Origin of the sequence: Pseudomonas parafulva, assembly GCF_002021815.1 — a bacterium.
Lineage (GTDB): Bacteria > Pseudomonadota > Gammaproteobacteria > Pseudomonadales > Pseudomonadaceae > Aquipseudomonas > Aquipseudomonas parafulva_B.
In genome coordinates, this window is sequence record NZ_CP019952.1 from 1,678,347 (window position 1) to 1,693,593 (window position 15,247).

At 61.0% G+C, this 15,247-nt stretch carries 10 protein-coding genes; 7 read left to right on the plus strand and 3 right to left on the minus strand.

Features of this window, described 5'->3' with window-relative positions:
* Nucleotides 1-53: 53 nt before the first annotated feature.
* The 4 genes from B2J77_RS07515 to zapE all read left to right on the plus strand — a co-directional run bounded on the left by B2J77_RS07515 (nt 54) and on the right by zapE (nt 5,292).
* Nucleotides 54-2,480 (plus strand): TonB-dependent receptor, encoded by a 2,427-nt coding sequence (locus B2J77_RS07515; RefSeq protein ID WP_058639394.1) that lies wholly within the window; start codon nt 54-56, stop codon nt 2,478-2,480.
* Between the two features lie 161 nt (nt 2,481-2,641).
* Nucleotides 2,642-2,959 (plus strand): hypothetical protein, encoded by a 318-nt coding sequence (locus tag B2J77_RS07520; protein ID WP_058639395.1) that lies wholly within the window; start codon nt 2,642-2,644, stop codon nt 2,957-2,959.
* 34 nt (nt 2,960-2,993) lie between these two features.
* On the plus strand, nt 2,994-4,145 hold the full coding sequence (locus B2J77_RS07525) for a PQQ-dependent sugar dehydrogenase (RefSeq protein ID WP_078478294.1): 1,152 nt from the start codon (nt 2,994-2,996) through the stop codon (nt 4,143-4,145).
* 43 nt (nt 4,146-4,188) lie between these two features.
* On the plus strand, nt 4,189-5,292 hold the full coding sequence (gene zapE / locus B2J77_RS07530; RefSeq protein ID WP_078478295.1) for a cell division protein ZapE: 1,104 nt from the start codon (nt 4,189-4,191) through the stop codon (nt 5,290-5,292).
* Between the two features lie 15 nt (nt 5,293-5,307).
* On the opposite strand, the gene B2J77_RS07535 is transcribed toward zapE, so the two are convergent.
* The 3 genes from B2J77_RS07535 to yegQ all read right to left on the minus strand — a co-directional run bounded on the left by B2J77_RS07535 (nt 5,308) and on the right by yegQ (nt 8,293).
* A complete protein-coding gene (locus B2J77_RS07535; protein ID WP_058605657.1) occupies nt 5,308-6,306 on the minus strand; it encodes an alpha/beta fold hydrolase in 999 nt (332 codons plus the stop codon).
* A 100-nt stretch (nt 6,307-6,406) separates the two neighbouring features.
* Entirely contained in the window at nt 6,407-6,835 is a 429-nt protein-coding gene (locus B2J77_RS07540; RefSeq protein WP_058639398.1) for a DUF411 domain-containing protein, read from the minus strand.
* Nucleotides 6,836-6,958: 123 nt separating this feature from the next.
* Nucleotides 6,959-8,293 carry a tRNA 5-hydroxyuridine modification protein YegQ gene (yegQ, locus tag B2J77_RS07545; protein WP_058639399.1) on the minus strand — a complete coding sequence of 445 codons (1,335 nt, stop codon included), beginning with the start codon at nt 8,291-8,293 and terminating at the stop codon, nt 6,959-6,961.
* Nucleotides 8,294-8,425: 132 nt separating this feature from the next.
* Here yegQ and B2J77_RS07550 point away from each other — a divergent pair, with 132 nt between their 5' ends.
* The 3 genes from B2J77_RS07550 (at nt 8,426) to B2J77_RS07560 (ending at nt 15,219) form a co-directional block, all read left to right on the plus strand.
* Nucleotides 8,426-9,490 carry an AI-2E family transporter gene (locus B2J77_RS07550; RefSeq protein ID WP_058639400.1) on the plus strand — a complete coding sequence of 355 codons (1,065 nt, stop codon included), beginning with the start codon at nt 8,426-8,428 and terminating at the stop codon, nt 9,488-9,490.
* A gap of 164 nt (nt 9,491-9,654) precedes the next feature.
* A complete protein-coding gene (locus tag B2J77_RS07555; RefSeq protein WP_078478296.1) occupies nt 9,655-14,130 on the plus strand; it encodes an NEL-type E3 ubiquitin ligase domain-containing protein in 4,476 nt (1,491 codons plus the stop codon).
* Between the two features lie 66 nt (nt 14,131-14,196).
* The gene (locus tag B2J77_RS07560) at nt 14,197-15,219 is read left to right on the plus strand and encodes an AraC family transcriptional regulator (RefSeq protein ID WP_058639409.1); all 1,023 of its coding nucleotides are present in this window, start codon (nt 14,197-14,199) and stop codon (nt 15,217-15,219) included.
* Nucleotides 15,220-15,247: the final 28 nt, after the last annotated feature.

Consider the following 15,247-nt stretch of genomic DNA (forward strand, 5'->3'; position numbering starts at 1 on the left):
AGCCGCAAACCATTCCCATTCACGACTCGCCTGGAAGCTTTCTTGTGCCTCTCATGCCCACGCTCTCGAATAGCCGCTGCCGTTTTCTGCCACCTGTGTTGATGTCGTGCGGCGCGTTGGCCGTATTGGCCGGCGCGCTGCCCGCTCACGTCGCTGCTGCAACACAGCAGGGATATGTGCAGACCGCGCAGGTACAGCTGGATGTCCCGGTGCAGCCGCTGGACCAGGCGTTGACGCGCTTTGCCGATCAGGCCGGCCTGCATTTGCTGTACACCACCGCTGACGTGGCTGGCCTGCAGAGCCCGAACCTGCAGGGCGCCTACAGTGTCGAGCAAGCCTTGCAGCGGTTGCTCGAAGGCACCGGCTTGAGCTGGCAGTTCACCGATGCGCGGACGGTGACGCTGCGCAAGCACGATACCTCCCTGCAGGCCATCAACCTCAAGCCGATTGAAGTAAGCGTGGCCTCGCGCACCAGTACTGCCATCAGCGAGATCCCAGGCACCGTGTGGGTGGTCGATCAGCAGCAACTGCGCGAGCAGATCGACAGTGGCGTAAGCCTCAAGGAAGCCATCGGCAAACTGGTGCCTGGCCTTGACCTGGCGCCGGAGGGGCGCACCAACTACGGGCAGAACATGCGTGGGCGCAGCGTGCTGGTGATGATCGATGGCGTCAGCCAGAACAGCTCGCGAGGCCTGTCGCGCCAGTTCGACAGTATCTCGCCTTTCAACGTGCAGCGCGTCGAAGTGCTGTCCGGCGCCAGCGCCATCTACGGGGGCGGTGCGACCGGGGGCATCATCAACATCGTGACAAAAAAGGGCGAGGCAGGCCCTGCGCGTTTCGAAACCCAGCTCGGCGCCAGCAGCGGTTTCAACAACAGCGATGATCTGGCGACCCGCTTCGCCCAGTCGATCAGCGGTGGCAACGAGCGGTTCAATGCGCGTCTTGGTGTGTCCGGCGAGCAGAACGAGGCGTTCTACGATGGAGCAGGCGATCAGATCTTCATTGACAATACCCAGACCGACCTGCAATACAACCGCACCCTGGACCTGCTTGGCAGCCTGGGCATGCAGTTCGATGATCAACAGAGCCTTGACCTGCTGGCCCAGTACTACGATTCCGGCAACCATGGCAGCACCGGCATCTGGTTTCCCAACCTCAATTACAATGGCCCCTCCGACCTCGAAGAGGCCCAGTTGCGCAGCGGGTACTCGTCCGACCTGAACCCGCGCACCCGGCGCGTGCTGCTCAATGCCAATTACCACCACAATGATGTGCTGGGCCAGGATTTCTACCTGCAGGCTTCCTACCGCAAGGAAAACAACAACTTCTACCCGTTCCCGTACTACAACCGTGGTACACCGACCGGCTCGCGCGGTGTGTATTTTGCAGCCTCGCAGCAGAACTTCGAGGTCACCAGCCTCAAAGGGCTGTTCGCCAAGCAGTGGGACACGCTGAAATTCACCTATGGCGTGGACATTGACCGCGAACGTTTCAACGCTGACCAGACCGTGTTCGATGCGCGGGTGTCCTCTGAAAGCGGCGGGCTGGACCTGGACAAGGCCAGCAAGGCTGCGCGCTACCCCAGCTACGTGATCGATGGGGTCTCGCTGTATGGCCAGCTTGAATGGCGCGCCACCGACAACCTGACGTTCTCCGGCGGCGCCCGGCGCCAGCAGATGGATGTGGAGGTGGGTGACTACAAGGGCGTTCCAGGTGGGAGTAACGACTATCAGGTCAATCTCTACAACCTGGGGGCGATCTACGACTTCAAGAACGGCCACCAGCTGTGGGCCAACTACGGCGAAGGCTTTGACCTGCCCGATCCGGCCAAGTATTACGGCAAACCTGGTCTTAGTGTCGGGGACAACCCGCTGGCCGGGATCAAGAGCCGCCAGGTGGAGCTAGGCTGGCGCTATGCCGACGTGCAGTGGGACGCTCAAGCCGCGCTGTACTACATCTGGTCGGACAAGATCATCAATGTGGATTCGCAAACCCTCACCATTGACGTCGAAGACCAGAAAAGTCGCGACTTTGGCTTCGAAGGGGCACTCACCCGCCACTTCGACCGAGGTTGGGAAGCCGGCGGCACGCTGCACCTCACCCGTTCCGAGGAAGAGGCAGACGGCGGCGGGTGGCGCAAGCGTGATGCGCGTTATGCTTCCTTGTCCAAAGCCACCGCGTTCGTTGGCTGGAAGGATGACGGGCGCAGTGCGCGGTTGCAGGCCAATCGGGCCTTCAGCTTGAAGGACGATGCCCAACACAAGATCGATGGCTATACCACGCTCGATTTACTGGGCAGCCAGGACACCGACTACGGCACCTTCAGCGCAGGTATCCAGAACTTGCTGGACAAGCAGTACAGCACTGTGTGGGGCCAGCGGGCGACGCTGTTCTACTCGCCCACCTACGGGCCTGCCTACCTCTACGATTACCAAGGGCGAGGCAGGACCTACACGCTGACCTGGAGCCTTGCGTACTAAGGCTTATGCGCTCGGCCCAGGCAACGCCGGCGCCCCGATCAAGGGGCGCTGGTTGAAACATCGTGAATCACCTGCGGCGTCGCCAAGCCTTTTGACTCGAACCCTTTGGGCCGTAGGCTATCAAAGCCACCAGGCCAGGCGTTTTCGTACGGAGGTGAAGCATGAAACTGACACTACCGTTGTTGGTAATAGGTATGGCGGTTTGGTTACCTACCCATGCGACCGCGCAGCCGTGGCTGCACATTGCCGCCAATGGCAACAACCCCTACAACAGCCCCGTGCAACGCGCCAACCCCAACAGCCGTCAGGGCAGCGTCCCGGCGACGCCGCCTGTGCGCGGCCCGTCTACCCAGCCCGTGCCGCGCACCCCGACGGTAGAGAACCGCGGCATCGGCAACGGTGAGAACCTGCGCCGTCAGCAGCGAACGCCCAATCTGGAACCTACGCGGCCCCCGCGGGACAACCCGCGCGCGCCCTGACTCCAGCATCCCGTATCTGTCAAAGGAACTTCGCATGTCCCGAGCAACCTGGCTGGTTACCCTGGCCGCTGCTGCACTAGCGCCTCTGTTAACCCATGCCGCTGCCCAGCAGACGTTCAAAAGTGAAGACGGCACCCTTACCGTCGATACCGTGGCCAACGGTCTGCGTACGCCGTGGGCGCTGGCGTTCCTGCCTGGCGGCCAGGACATGCTGGTCACCGAACGCATCGGCAACCTGCGCGTGATCAATGCCGAGGGCAAGGTCGGCCCGCCCATCAGTGGCGTGCCCAAAGTCTGGGCCGAGGGCCAGGGCGGCCTGCTGGATGTGGCCTTGTCGCCCGAGTTCGACCAGGACCGTACGGTGTACCTGTCCTATGCCGAGGAGGGCAGCGACGGCAAGGCCGGGACCGCTGTGGGCCGTGGCCAGCTGTCGACCGATCGTGCCCGCCTGGAAAACTTCACCGTTATCTTCCGCCAGCAACCCAAGTTGTCGGAGGGCAATCATTTTGGGTCGCGCCTGGTGTTCGACCGCAACGGGTATCTGTTCATCGCCCTGGGTGAGAACAATCAGCGCCCGACGGCTCAGGACCTGGATAAGCTGCAGGGCAAGGTCGTGCGCATCCTGCCAGATGGCGAGGTTCCCAAGGACAACCCATTTTATGGCCAGAAGAACGTGCGCCCCGAAATCTGGTCGTTTGGCCACCGTAACCAGCAGGGCGCTGCGTTGAATCCTTGGACGGGCGCGTTGTGGACCAACGAACACGGCCCCCGTGGCGGTGACGAAATCAACATCCCGAAGCCGGGCAAGAACTACGGTTGGCCCATCGCAACCCACGGCATCAACTATTCGATGCTGCCCATACCAGAGGCCAAGGGTAAACATGTAGATGGCATGGTCGATCCGCACCACGTGTGGGAGAAGTCGCCCGGTGTCAGCGGCATGGCGTTCTATGACAGCCCCGTATTCACCGCATGGGATCACAACGTGTTCATCGGCGCATTGGCCACGCAGGAGCTGATCCGCTTGCAGCTCAAGGGCGACAAGGTGGTGCACGAGGAGCGCCTGCTGGGCGATATGAAAGCGCGCATTCGTGATGTTCGGGTAGGGCCGGACGGTTACCTGTACGTGTTGACCGATGCCAAGGATGGCGAGCTGCTGAAGGTGGGCCTGGCGCGGCCTGACTGAAGCCGCGCTGTCGTCGGCAAGGAGGCGACAGGTACAATGCGCCATGACCATCGAACCCTTGCAACGCTACCAGCAAGCCCTGGAAACCGAGGGCTTTGTCGTTGACCCCGCACAGCGCCTCGCCATCGAGGCGCTGCAGGCCTGCTTCGAGGCTGTCGAACGTGGACGATCCAGCCAGGGCCTCTACCTGTGGGGGCCAGTGGGGCGGGGCAAGACCTGGTTGATGGATCAGTTTCACCGGTGCCTGACCGTGCCGAGTCGCCGCCAGCATTTTCACCACTTCATGGCTTGGGTGCACCGTCGGTTGTTTCAGCTCAATGGCACGGCGGATCCCCTTATGGCGCTGGCGCAGGAGCTAGGAAGCGAAATCCGCGTGCTGTGCTTCGATGAGTTGTTCGTCAGTGACATTGCCGACGCAATCATTCTCGGCCGTTTGTTCCAGGTGCTGTTCAACCTGGGCGTGGTGATGGTTGCCACGTCCAACCAGCCGCCAGGGCAACTGTACCGCGATGGCTTCAACCGCGAACGCTTCCTGCCCGCCATCGCTGCCATCGAGCGGCACATGCGTGTGCTGCCGGTAGCGGGCGAGCAAGACCATCGGCAACACCCGGGCCTGCCGTGCCAGCGCTACTGGGTCACCGACGACCGGGGCAGTCACCTTGCCGCGGTCTTCGAGCGACTGAGCCCGGACGACCCAGGCACCGACCAGCCCCTCATGCTGGGCAGTCGGCAGGTGCAGGTGGTGCGCCGAAGTGCGAAGGCCATCTGGTGCCGTTTCGACGCGTTGTGCGAACAGCCGATGGCTACCCAGGAATTCATGGCGCTGTGCGACCGTTTCGCGGCGATCCTGGTCGCGGACATACCGGCGCTGAGTGGTCAGCAACAGGCCGGGCGTATCGCCCGTGGCACAGAGGACGGCGCCTCCCGTGTGCTAGCGGGCGACCGCGACTTGCCGGCACTCTCGCCCAAGGACGATGCCGTGCGCCGCTTCATCGCCTTGGTCGATGAATGCTACGACCGCCGTGTGGCGCTGTACTTGGAGGCACAGGTGCCGCTCGAGGCGCTGTACACGCAGGGGTATCTCGCCTTCCCCTACCAGCGCACCCTCAGCCGGCTGCGTGAAATGCAGCTGCAGCGCTTCGCCTGATGCAGCCACGCACGATTAGCGATCCAGCCACTGGATCAGTGTGCGATTGAAACGCTTGGGTTCTTCGATCTGCGGCGCGTGGCCCATGCCTTCGAAAGTGATCAGTTCGCCTTTGGGAATGAGCTTGGCCACCTGCGGGCCGAGCAAGGCGTAGTTGCCCAGCCTGGCCTTGACTTGCGGTGGTGCGATGTCACTGCCGATTGCCGTGGTGTCCTTGTCACCGATCAACAAAAGGGTTGGCATCTGCAGGTCCTTGAACTCGTGATAAACCGGTTGGGTGAAGATCATGTCGTAGATCAAGGCAGAGTTCCACGCCACCCGCTCGTGCCCTGGGCCCTGGTTCAGGCCCACCAGCATCTGCACCCAGCGCTCATATTCAGGTTTCCAGCGGCCGGCATAGTAGGTTTTGCGCTCATAGTCACGCACCCCGGCCGCATCGAGCTTGAGTTCGCGGGCATACCACTGGTCAACGGTGCGGTAGGGCACCCCCAGGGCCTTCCAGTCCTCCAGGCCGATGGGGTTGACCATGGCCAGGCGCGTGACCTGCTGCGGGTACATCAAGGCGTAGCGGGTGGCTAGCATCCCCCCGGTCGAATGCCCCAGCACGATGCTCTGCTTCACCCCCAGGTGCTCGAGCAGTGCATGGGTGTTGCTGGCCAGTTGCTGGAAGCTGTACTGGTAGTGCGCAGGTTTACTGGATGTGCAGAAACCGATCTGGTCTGGGGCGATAACGCGGTAGCCTGCCTTGCTCAAGGCATCGATGCTGGTTTCCCAGGTGGCTGCGCAAAAATTCTTGCCGTGCATGAGCACGACCGTGCGGCCGTTGGCATTGCCCGACGCCGGGACGTCCATGTAACCCATTTGCAGCGATTGGCGCTGTGATTCGAAGTCGAAGTGCTTGAGCGTATGCGGGTAGTCAAACCCTTCGAGCTGTGCGCCGTAGGTAGGCGATTGGCCGGCAATGGCCGGGCCGCTGGCCAGGCACACCATGGCCAGGGCGGATGCACGCAGCATGAGGCACTCCATGTCAGATCAAGTAGGAAGACTCGACTGTAGCAGCAGGACAGTGGCCATAGAGGCCCAAGGTGTTACCAACCGTGAAACCGGCGCCACGTCAGTAATCGGCGACTACTGTATCTTTCCCCTCCGAGTCGATACCGATCACCCGATAGGCATCCCTGCGCTCACCCATTTCCATGCCCGGTGAACCGGCTGGCATGCCTGGAACGGCCATGCCCTTGAGATCACTGCGGCTAACCAGTTCACGCACGTGGGTAGCGGGGACATGGCCTTCGACGAACTTGCCAGCGATGACCCCGGTATGACACGACGCATGGCGCGGCGGTACTTGCAGGCGTTGCTTGACGGCGCTCATGTCTGGTTCGACATGGTCGTTCACGGTAAAGCCGTTCTCTTGGAGGTGACTGATCCAGGCTTTGCAACAACCACAGTGGGGGTCGCGGTAGACGTCGATGGTGTCGGTGGCCTGTGCAAGGGCGGTGAAGGTCAACAGGCCAAGGGCCAGGCAATTTGAACGCAGCATGGACAAGTTCCTTATAAACGTGTGACCTGCGGCCAGCATAGCGCACGGCCTGGTCCAAACGTGCAAGGCGGCAGGGTCGCCCCCTCTGGCTTTCAACCTGCTGACCGGCGCATTACAGTTTCGTCAGCCAGTGGCTTGGTCATTGCGTAGGTCGCGCATCAGTAGCCCGAACGCCAACGACACCTGTTCAGGGACTGGCAGATACACCACATGGCCATCCCCGGGTGCGACTTCGATGGGCTGCTGTTGCCGGTTGTGCAGCTGATTCAGGTCGAAGTGGTAGTTGCCGCGAGGTGTCATCAGCTCCAGATGGTCGCCCAGGGCGAAGCGGTTCTTGACCTTGACCTCGGCCCAACCATTTACCCGCAGCCCAGTCAGTTCACCCACGAACTGCTGGCGCTCGGACACCGAGCTGCCGCGCTGGTAATTCTGGTACTCATCGTGCACATGACGGCGCAAAAAACCTTCGGTGTAGCCCCGTTGCGCCAGGGACTCGAGGTTGTCCATCAAGGTGCGGTCGAAAGGCTGCCCATTGGCCGCATCGTCGATGGCCTTGCGGTAGGACTGCACGGCCCGTGCGCAGTAGAAATGCGATTTGGTGCGGCCCTCGATCTTGAGCGAGTGCACGCCCATGCGCGCCAGTCGCTCGACGTGCTGGATGGCCCGCAGGTCCTTGGCGTTCATGATGTAGGTGCCGTGCTCGTCTTCGAACGCGGGCATTTCGGTACCGGGACGCTCGCTTTCCTGCAACAGGAACACCTGGTCGGTGGGCGCACCCTGGCCCAGCGTCGGCTGCACGTGGTGCACGATATCGCCGGTGACGCTCTCGGTCGCCGGCGTGACGTCATACTTCCAGCGGCAGGCGTTGGTACAGGTGCCCTGATTGGCATCACGCTTGTTCAGGTAGCCCGACAGTAGGCAGCGGCCTGAATAGGCCATGCACAGCGCCCCATGCACGAAGACTTCCAGCTCCATGCCAGGTACTTGCTGACCAATTTCCTCGATCTCTTCAAGTGACAGCTCCCGCGACAGGATCACGCGGCTGATGCCTTGCTGCTGCCAGAACTGCACGCTGGCCCAGTTCACCGTGTTGGCCTGCACCGAGAGGTGCACCGGCATCTGCGGGTAGTGCTGGCGTACCAGCATGATCAGGCCCGGGTCGGACATGATCAACGCGTCCGGTGCCATGGCGATCACAGGCGCCAGGTCCTTGAGGAAGGTCTTGAGCTTGGCATTGTGAGGCGCGATGTTGACCACCACATAGAAGCGCTTGCCCAGCGCATGAGCCTCCTGGATGCCCAACGCCAGATTGGCATGGTCGAAGGCATTGTTGCGCACCCGCAGGCTGTAGCGGGGCTGACCGGCATAGACCGCGTCAGCACCGTAGGCGAAGGCATAGCGCATGGTGTGGAGCGTGCCGGCAGGCGCCAGCAATTCGGGCTTGGCAACAGAAGTCATGAATACACCGGGTAAAGGGCGCGGATGCTAAGCCGCTTGCGGTTCGGCCTTATTGATCTGAATCAAGGGGCAGGTGGCACTTTTACCCCAGCGCCACGCACTAATACCCCAGAACCCATCCGAGGACCGGAAATGAACGAAACTGCTTTGCAGAACAAGGCGCTGGCGGTGCTCCTGGCACTGGTGACCGTTGCCTTCGTCTGGATTTTGCTGCCTTACTACGGCGCCATCTTCTGGGCAGTAATCCTGGGCATCCTGTTCGCGCCGTTGCAACGCAACCTGCTCATGCGCTTCGGGCGCCGCCGCAACGTGGCCGCTGCCGTGACCACGCTGATCTGCTTACTGGTGGCGGTATTGCCGGTGATCATCATCAGCGGCCTGCTGGTGCAGGAGGGGGCAACGCTGTATCAACGCATTCAGAGCGGCCAGCTGGACATCGCAGGGTATGTTGAGCGGGGCAAGGACATGCTGCCAACGTTTGCCCAGAACGCGCTGGATAACCTGGGCATGGGCAACCTGGAAGCCCTGCGTGACAAGATCACCACCTGGGCCTCCCAAGGCAGCCAGGTCCTGGCTACCCAGGCCTTCAGCTTTGGCCAGGGCACATTCGATTTCGTGGTGGGCTTCGGCATCATGATGTACCTGCTGTTCTTCTTCCTGCGCGAAGGTGCCGAGGTGGTGCGCAAGGTGCGCATGGCCGTGCCACTGCCTGAACACCAGAAGCGCCGCCTGCAGTTGAAGTTCAAGCGTGTGGTGCGTGCCACGGTCAAGGGCAACGTGCTAGTGGCCATCACTCAAGGAGCGCTGGGCGGCTTGATTTTCTGGATACTGGGGATCCCCAGCGCGCTGGTCTGGGCGGTGATGATGGCGTTCCTTTCGCTGCTGCCCGCCGTTGGTGCAGGCATCGTCTGGGGGCCGGTGGCGATCTACTTCCTGATGACCGGGGCGATCTTGCAAGGTGTGATCCTGACCGCATTTGGCGTGCTGGTGATCGGCCTTGTCGACAACGTGCTTAGGCCTATTCTGGTCGGCAAGGATACCCGTATGCCAGATTACCTGATCCTGGTCTCCACCTTGGGCGGCCTGTCGGTATTCGGTCTTAACGGTTTCGTTATTGGCCCGCTGATCGCAGCACTGTTCATTTCCAGTTGGGCGATTTTTGCCTCGAGCAAGCCTCGGGTTCAACTTCCGCAATGACTCGCCAGGGGCTCGGCCGTCGCAAAGAAGGGATTGGCCCTGGCGGTCACCCCTGAAAAGCTGGGTCAAGGCGGGCGCAAGGCAGGATTCCCACTGGCTGACTTCCAACTGCTTTAATCTCGAAAACTCGGCAAAGGTGCGGTGTAGTCACCTACCTGGAGCCGATGATGGTCAGCCTCGTTACGCCCTCAAACCATACCGATAGTTTTATTGACAAACAGCTTCCTTCCTGGCTGCACGCAGCCTCTTTAGAGCAGATACAGAGTCTACGCAAGCGCGTAGAGGAAAATCGCTGGGTCGAGCAGCGGCTGGAAGCCATGTTCAAGCGCCTGCTTTCCCCAGATTCGTTCGCGCGCCAGACGCTGACCACAGCGATAAAGCAGAAGCTCGGAGTATCTGTTGAGCTAGCCCATACCCTCTGGCGTGAGCGCCTCGACTACTACAGCATGCTTGGTGGTGAAGGGCTTCGTGACCATTACACGTTTCATCCGGCCATCACCCATCTGATGCAGAATTTTCCGGCCGGATCGAGCTTCGATGCGCGCAGCGGCATCATCTCGGGGGCACATGGGATGTCACCCAATGCGCCGCTCCTGGTAGACAGCGCGAAATTGGCGGGGGTTTGCCGTTCGGTGGATACAGGCAAGCGCTACCAAGCCTACCTGCAGACCTTCTTCGACGATGCCGCCGTAACGCTCCTTGCTCAGAGTGTGCGCAAAAGGGTTGCGCTTGCTATGGAGCTTGCAGGGATACGGGGGGAGGTCCCTGAGTCGGATGTCACCAGCTTCGAATACACCCTGGGAGAGGTGCCAGTACCCGATCCGCGGCATCCCACGGTCGTACCCAAGCATCTTCATGTGCTTGGGCACGCCATGGTCGGAGGGCTGATCTTCGAGCGCTCGAATGACTCGTCGGGCGGCTCGGCGGATCCTGCTGGAGGGGTCTTGCTCTATCTCCCTCACCAACCTTTGCGACAGTTCGCGAACTTGACAAGTCTCAACGCCCACTTGGCGAGCTTGTTCAGGCAACCTGAGCACGCATCTTGCCTGCTGGGCCAGGTCGCGGCCGACGCTCGGATAGCGTTTCAGGCAGCACTGAAAAAACGTCTGAGCGACGCCGTGCCCGATCTTGAAGTGACAGGCAAGGTCGCCCGTGCCTTGCTTTTTCCGGAGATGGCCGAGTTGCAAGTGGCCCGTATCAAGGCAGACGCCCGTTTTCTTCTGGTGCCGGTTGCAGACGTGGATCGGCTGCAAAGGCTTGAGCGGCTGCGCACGCTCGAGCAAGTCGGGCTGAACCTGACTCAAATGGCAGCATTGTTCGTACCTCAATTGGGGGCGCTGATGCTGGCCGCTACGGTGACCGAGGTGCTGAGTGAAGTCATGGCCGCGGTACACGACTGGTCACGGGGCCATCAGCATGAAGCGCTGGAGCATGTGCTGGGCGTGGCTGAAACGGTAGCCGTCACTGCGCTGATGGCAACGGGTGGTGAGGCCGTGGCACGCGGCTTCAAGCGCAGTGCTTTTGTTGATGAGATGATGCCGGTCGAACAGGAGGATGGCGCTTCTCGATTATGGGCTGAAGACCTCAAGCCCTACCGGGCGGTAGGAGTGCCTCGCCAAGCCATGCGTGGTCGGGATGGGCTGTTTAGGCACGGCGACACTCACTGGTGGCTTCACGAGGGCAACTATTACGAAGTCAGCCGCAAAACCGAGTCCCACCCCTGGCGCTTGGTGCGCAACGACGGTAAGCCAGGGTTCGCGCCGGCGCTAAGCTGGAACGGCGAGCAGGGCTGGCGTCTGAAATGGCAGCGGCCGCAAATGTGGGAGGGCGAGCGAGCCTTGTTGGGGCATCTATGGCCCGTACCTGTCGAGCTGGACTCGGCACGCCTGACGCAGATACTCAACGTGGCTGATGTGGATCAGACCTCGTTACGTCGGCTGGTGGGTGAACAACGGGCGCTGCCTGTCAGCTTGCGCGACACGCTGGAGCGTTTCGAGGCCGACGCGCGAATCGACAGCTTCTTTGCCACATTCACGGACGATCACGGTAGCGGTGACCCACGTCTATTGCAGTGGTGCGTCGGTGCGTTGACCGAGCCTCAGCGTGAACCTTCGTCATTAACCGCATCGATGCTCGCGCATGCACCCACCCTGCGCCAGGGGCTGATGAGCCACCTGACGGACGAACTTGTCCTCTCTCCTGAAGCCGCGGCAATCAGACGTGTTTTTCCTGGCTTGCCTGCGCGCTATGCCGAAGATGTGATAGCCAATGCTTCTGCTGACCAGCGCCAACGACTACTCGAGCGCGGTCGTATTGATCTGGCACTTGCCGAAAAGGCACGCCTGGCATTGCAGGAGGCTCGCGCCTGTCGTGCATTGCAGAGCCTGTATCTGAACAATGCTTATCACCCTGATATGCCGTCGCTGGTCTTCGGGCTGCTGCGAACGGAGCCCGCATGGCCGTTGGCTTGCAATGTTCAGATTCGTGAGTCTTCCCCCACCGGGCGGGTGATGGCTGAGCTGTACCCGGTCAACGATTCTGCACAGGTGAAGATGCTAGTTTGGAAGCAAGGACAGGTGTCGCTCTACGAGCATGGCCAATTGTCTTCAGACAGCCTTTCAGGGCCTGGCGGGCTTTTGGAAAGGCTCTGGCAGCTTTTACCTGAAGCCGAGCTTGAGCGGTTTGGCTGGTCAGGGCCCAATGGCGTACAACAGATGCGGGCAAGCTTGCAGTCGAGACTACCGGCACGCAGGGAGGCTGTGCAGGAACTGATGGGCATGCAGGTGCACCAACCCACTTTCCGAGCTCCAGCGCGCCTGGCTGACCGGCGTTTCGGTTACCTGTTGAGTGGTCGCGCCAGCGCGAATCACTTGGCTGAACGCACGCTCCAGGACCGCGTCCGTAGCCTTTTTCCTGGGTTCAGCGCGCAGAATCTGGAGCGGTTCCTGCAAGTGCTCCAAGAGCAGCCTGGTTCGCCTTTCACGGTTCTGCTTGAGCTCGAGAACGATTATTCGCGCCTGGATCTGACGTTGGAGCAATGGACAGCACAACCTGCAGCTGCAGCAGATGTAGCGCTGCGGCGAACGGTCGCGGACGAGCTACGGCGCTGCTGGCGCTTTCAGGGGTACGCGGGCAGACGTCATGCCAATGGGGATCAAGGCATGGCGCTGTCGCTATCGGGGATCGGTGTTGGCGAGCTGCCCGACTTGAGCGCGGCGCAAGGTTTCAGCCACGTCAGCGAGCTCTCTCTGGTCAACATGCGCCTTACCGATCTTCCCGGAGAGTTTCTCGCACCGTTTCGAGGCATCTTGACCTTGAATCTGGACAACAACGCGCTGACTCAACTTCCTCAGGGGCTGTCTCAGTTGCGTGAGTTGACCGAACTGACCCTTTCACAAAACAGTTTGAGCATCGGCGATGCTGGTTTCCGGTTGCTGGCCGGCATCCCGAGGTTGAGCGTTCTTGACTTGAGCGATAACACCATCGGCGCCATCCCGATCGAGATGAACCGACTACCCCGGCTACGCCAACTTGGTCTGCGCAGAACAGGCTTGACCCAAGTTCCGACTCACCTCGATCAAGCGGTTTCGCTGGAGTATGTGGATCTGCGTGACAACCATATCGCTGAGTTGCCGCTGAGCTTGAGAGCCCAGCGCACTCGCTGGCGTAACCGATTGGCACTGGTCGGCAATCCGCTCCCTGCGCTCTACCGCGATCTGTGGATCGACGCCAGCCGCACTTCTGCAAGCGATAGCAGCCCAGACGGCGACGCCTACCACTTCAACCAGTGGCTCGAGCGTCTGGACCCGACGCAACGCGCCTCTCGTACCGCTCAGTGGAACCGTTTACTGAACGAGTCGGGTAGCGAAGACTTCTTCAGGCTCGTCGGCGAACTGACCGACACCAGTGATTTTCGCCTGGCCAGAGATGACCTTGAGGCTAGGCTGTGGGCCCTGATGGACAGGATTGAAAGCAATACAGCCCTTCGGGAGCTTATGTTCACCCTGGCCAGTGAACCTCGAACGTGCGTGGACAGTGTCATATCCAGTTTCGGCTGGCTGGAGACCAGATTGCTCAGCGCCTCGCTTGAGGCCGGAGCTGGCGATCAAGCAGAAGGCCAATTATTGAACTTGGCGCGAAGGTTCTTTCGTCTGGACCGGGTGGAGGCCTATGCGCGACGGGACATGAGCAGCCGCGGGGCCAGTGGCTCGGAGGTCGATCAGGTCGAAGTCAGCCTGGCATACAGAGTGGGGCTGGCGAGCACACTTGAGCTGCCAGGCCAGCCAATCACCATGCAGTTCAGGACCATTGCAGGTGTGACGGAGCAACACCTGGCAGAGGCCGAAGCCGCAGTTCGCGAGGCCGAGGCCAGCGATGAACTGGCCGTTGACATCAGTGAGCGCGGCTTCTGGTTCGAATATCTGCAACGGCAACATCAAGCCATGTTTGAACAGGTGCGCGAGCCGTTCGTGCAACAAATGGAAGCGCTCTACGAAGGGCGTGAAAGCCTCACGGATGCCGACTACGATGCCCAGGCCAGATCGATTGCCAAGGCCAGTGATGAGGCAGTCAAAGCCAAGGCGCTTGAACTGACGCGTCAATCCTTGGCGCGGGAGGGTGGGCAACCGCAAGAGCAATAGCCATGAAGGCTAGCGTTTTTGTCCAGTGGTCCTAAGATGGCTGCATTCGAGCAAACTGGGCCGCCAATGAGCGACAAGGACACTATCTCCATCGAATTGGTACGCGAGGCGTTGTTGCAGGCTTGTCCTCAAGCAGGCCACGCGCCTCTGGTGCTACGCAAGGCAGGCATCGAGCCGCACCTGCTTTCGCTGCCAGGTGCGCGTGTGCCGGCAACTGCTTACGCGCGCCTCTGGCGCCTGCTGGCGCGGCGCTGCAACGATGAGTTCTTTGCCATGGACCCGCGCGGGCTACGCAGCGGCAGCCTGGCATTTCTCTGCCGTGCCAGCAGGGGGCAACCAACGGTCGGGGCAGGCATCGAAACCGCACTGGCTTTCCTGTCGTTGACCCTGGATTATCTACAGCCTCACTTGATTCGCCAGCAAAGCCTGGCCGAGATCGTCATCGTCGAGCCCACTGATGAGCCTCGACGAGCCTTCACCTACTTCACATTCTGGATGATCGTCCATGGTGTGGCGTGTTGGCTGGCAGGGCGTCGCATTCCGATTCTGGCCATCGAATTGCGCTGTACCGAACCTGCATTCTGCGATGACTACCGTGTCATGTTTTCGGAAAACCTACAGTTCTCTCGACCGCGCACCCGTATGATCCTGGCCGCCGATTGCTTCGATCAGCCCATCCGGCGCAGCGATGACGAGCTGCACCGTTTCCTGGCCCAGGCGCCTGCCAACATCCTGGTCAAGTATCGAGATCCCGACAGCCTCGCTCGACGCATTCGACGCGAGCTGAGTGAGCAAGACCCAGCGTCGTGGCCCGATGCGAATGGGCTCGCCCGCCGGTTATGCCTGTCGGCTTCCACGCTGCGGCGCAGGTTGGCAGAGGAGGGGCATAGCTATCAGGCCCTCAAGGACAGCGTGCGGCGCCAATTGGCTATCAGCTGGTTGGCGCAGGAGCAGGTTGGGATGCTGGAAATCGCAGCGCGTTTGGGCTTTGCCGACAGCAGTTCGTTCTACAAGGCCTTCCGCAAGTGGTTTGGCTGCAATCCGGGTCACTACCGAACGTTGGTCCTGGGTGCAGGGAAGGTCGATTAGGTCGGGTTTCCGTCTGCCACTCGCTGAG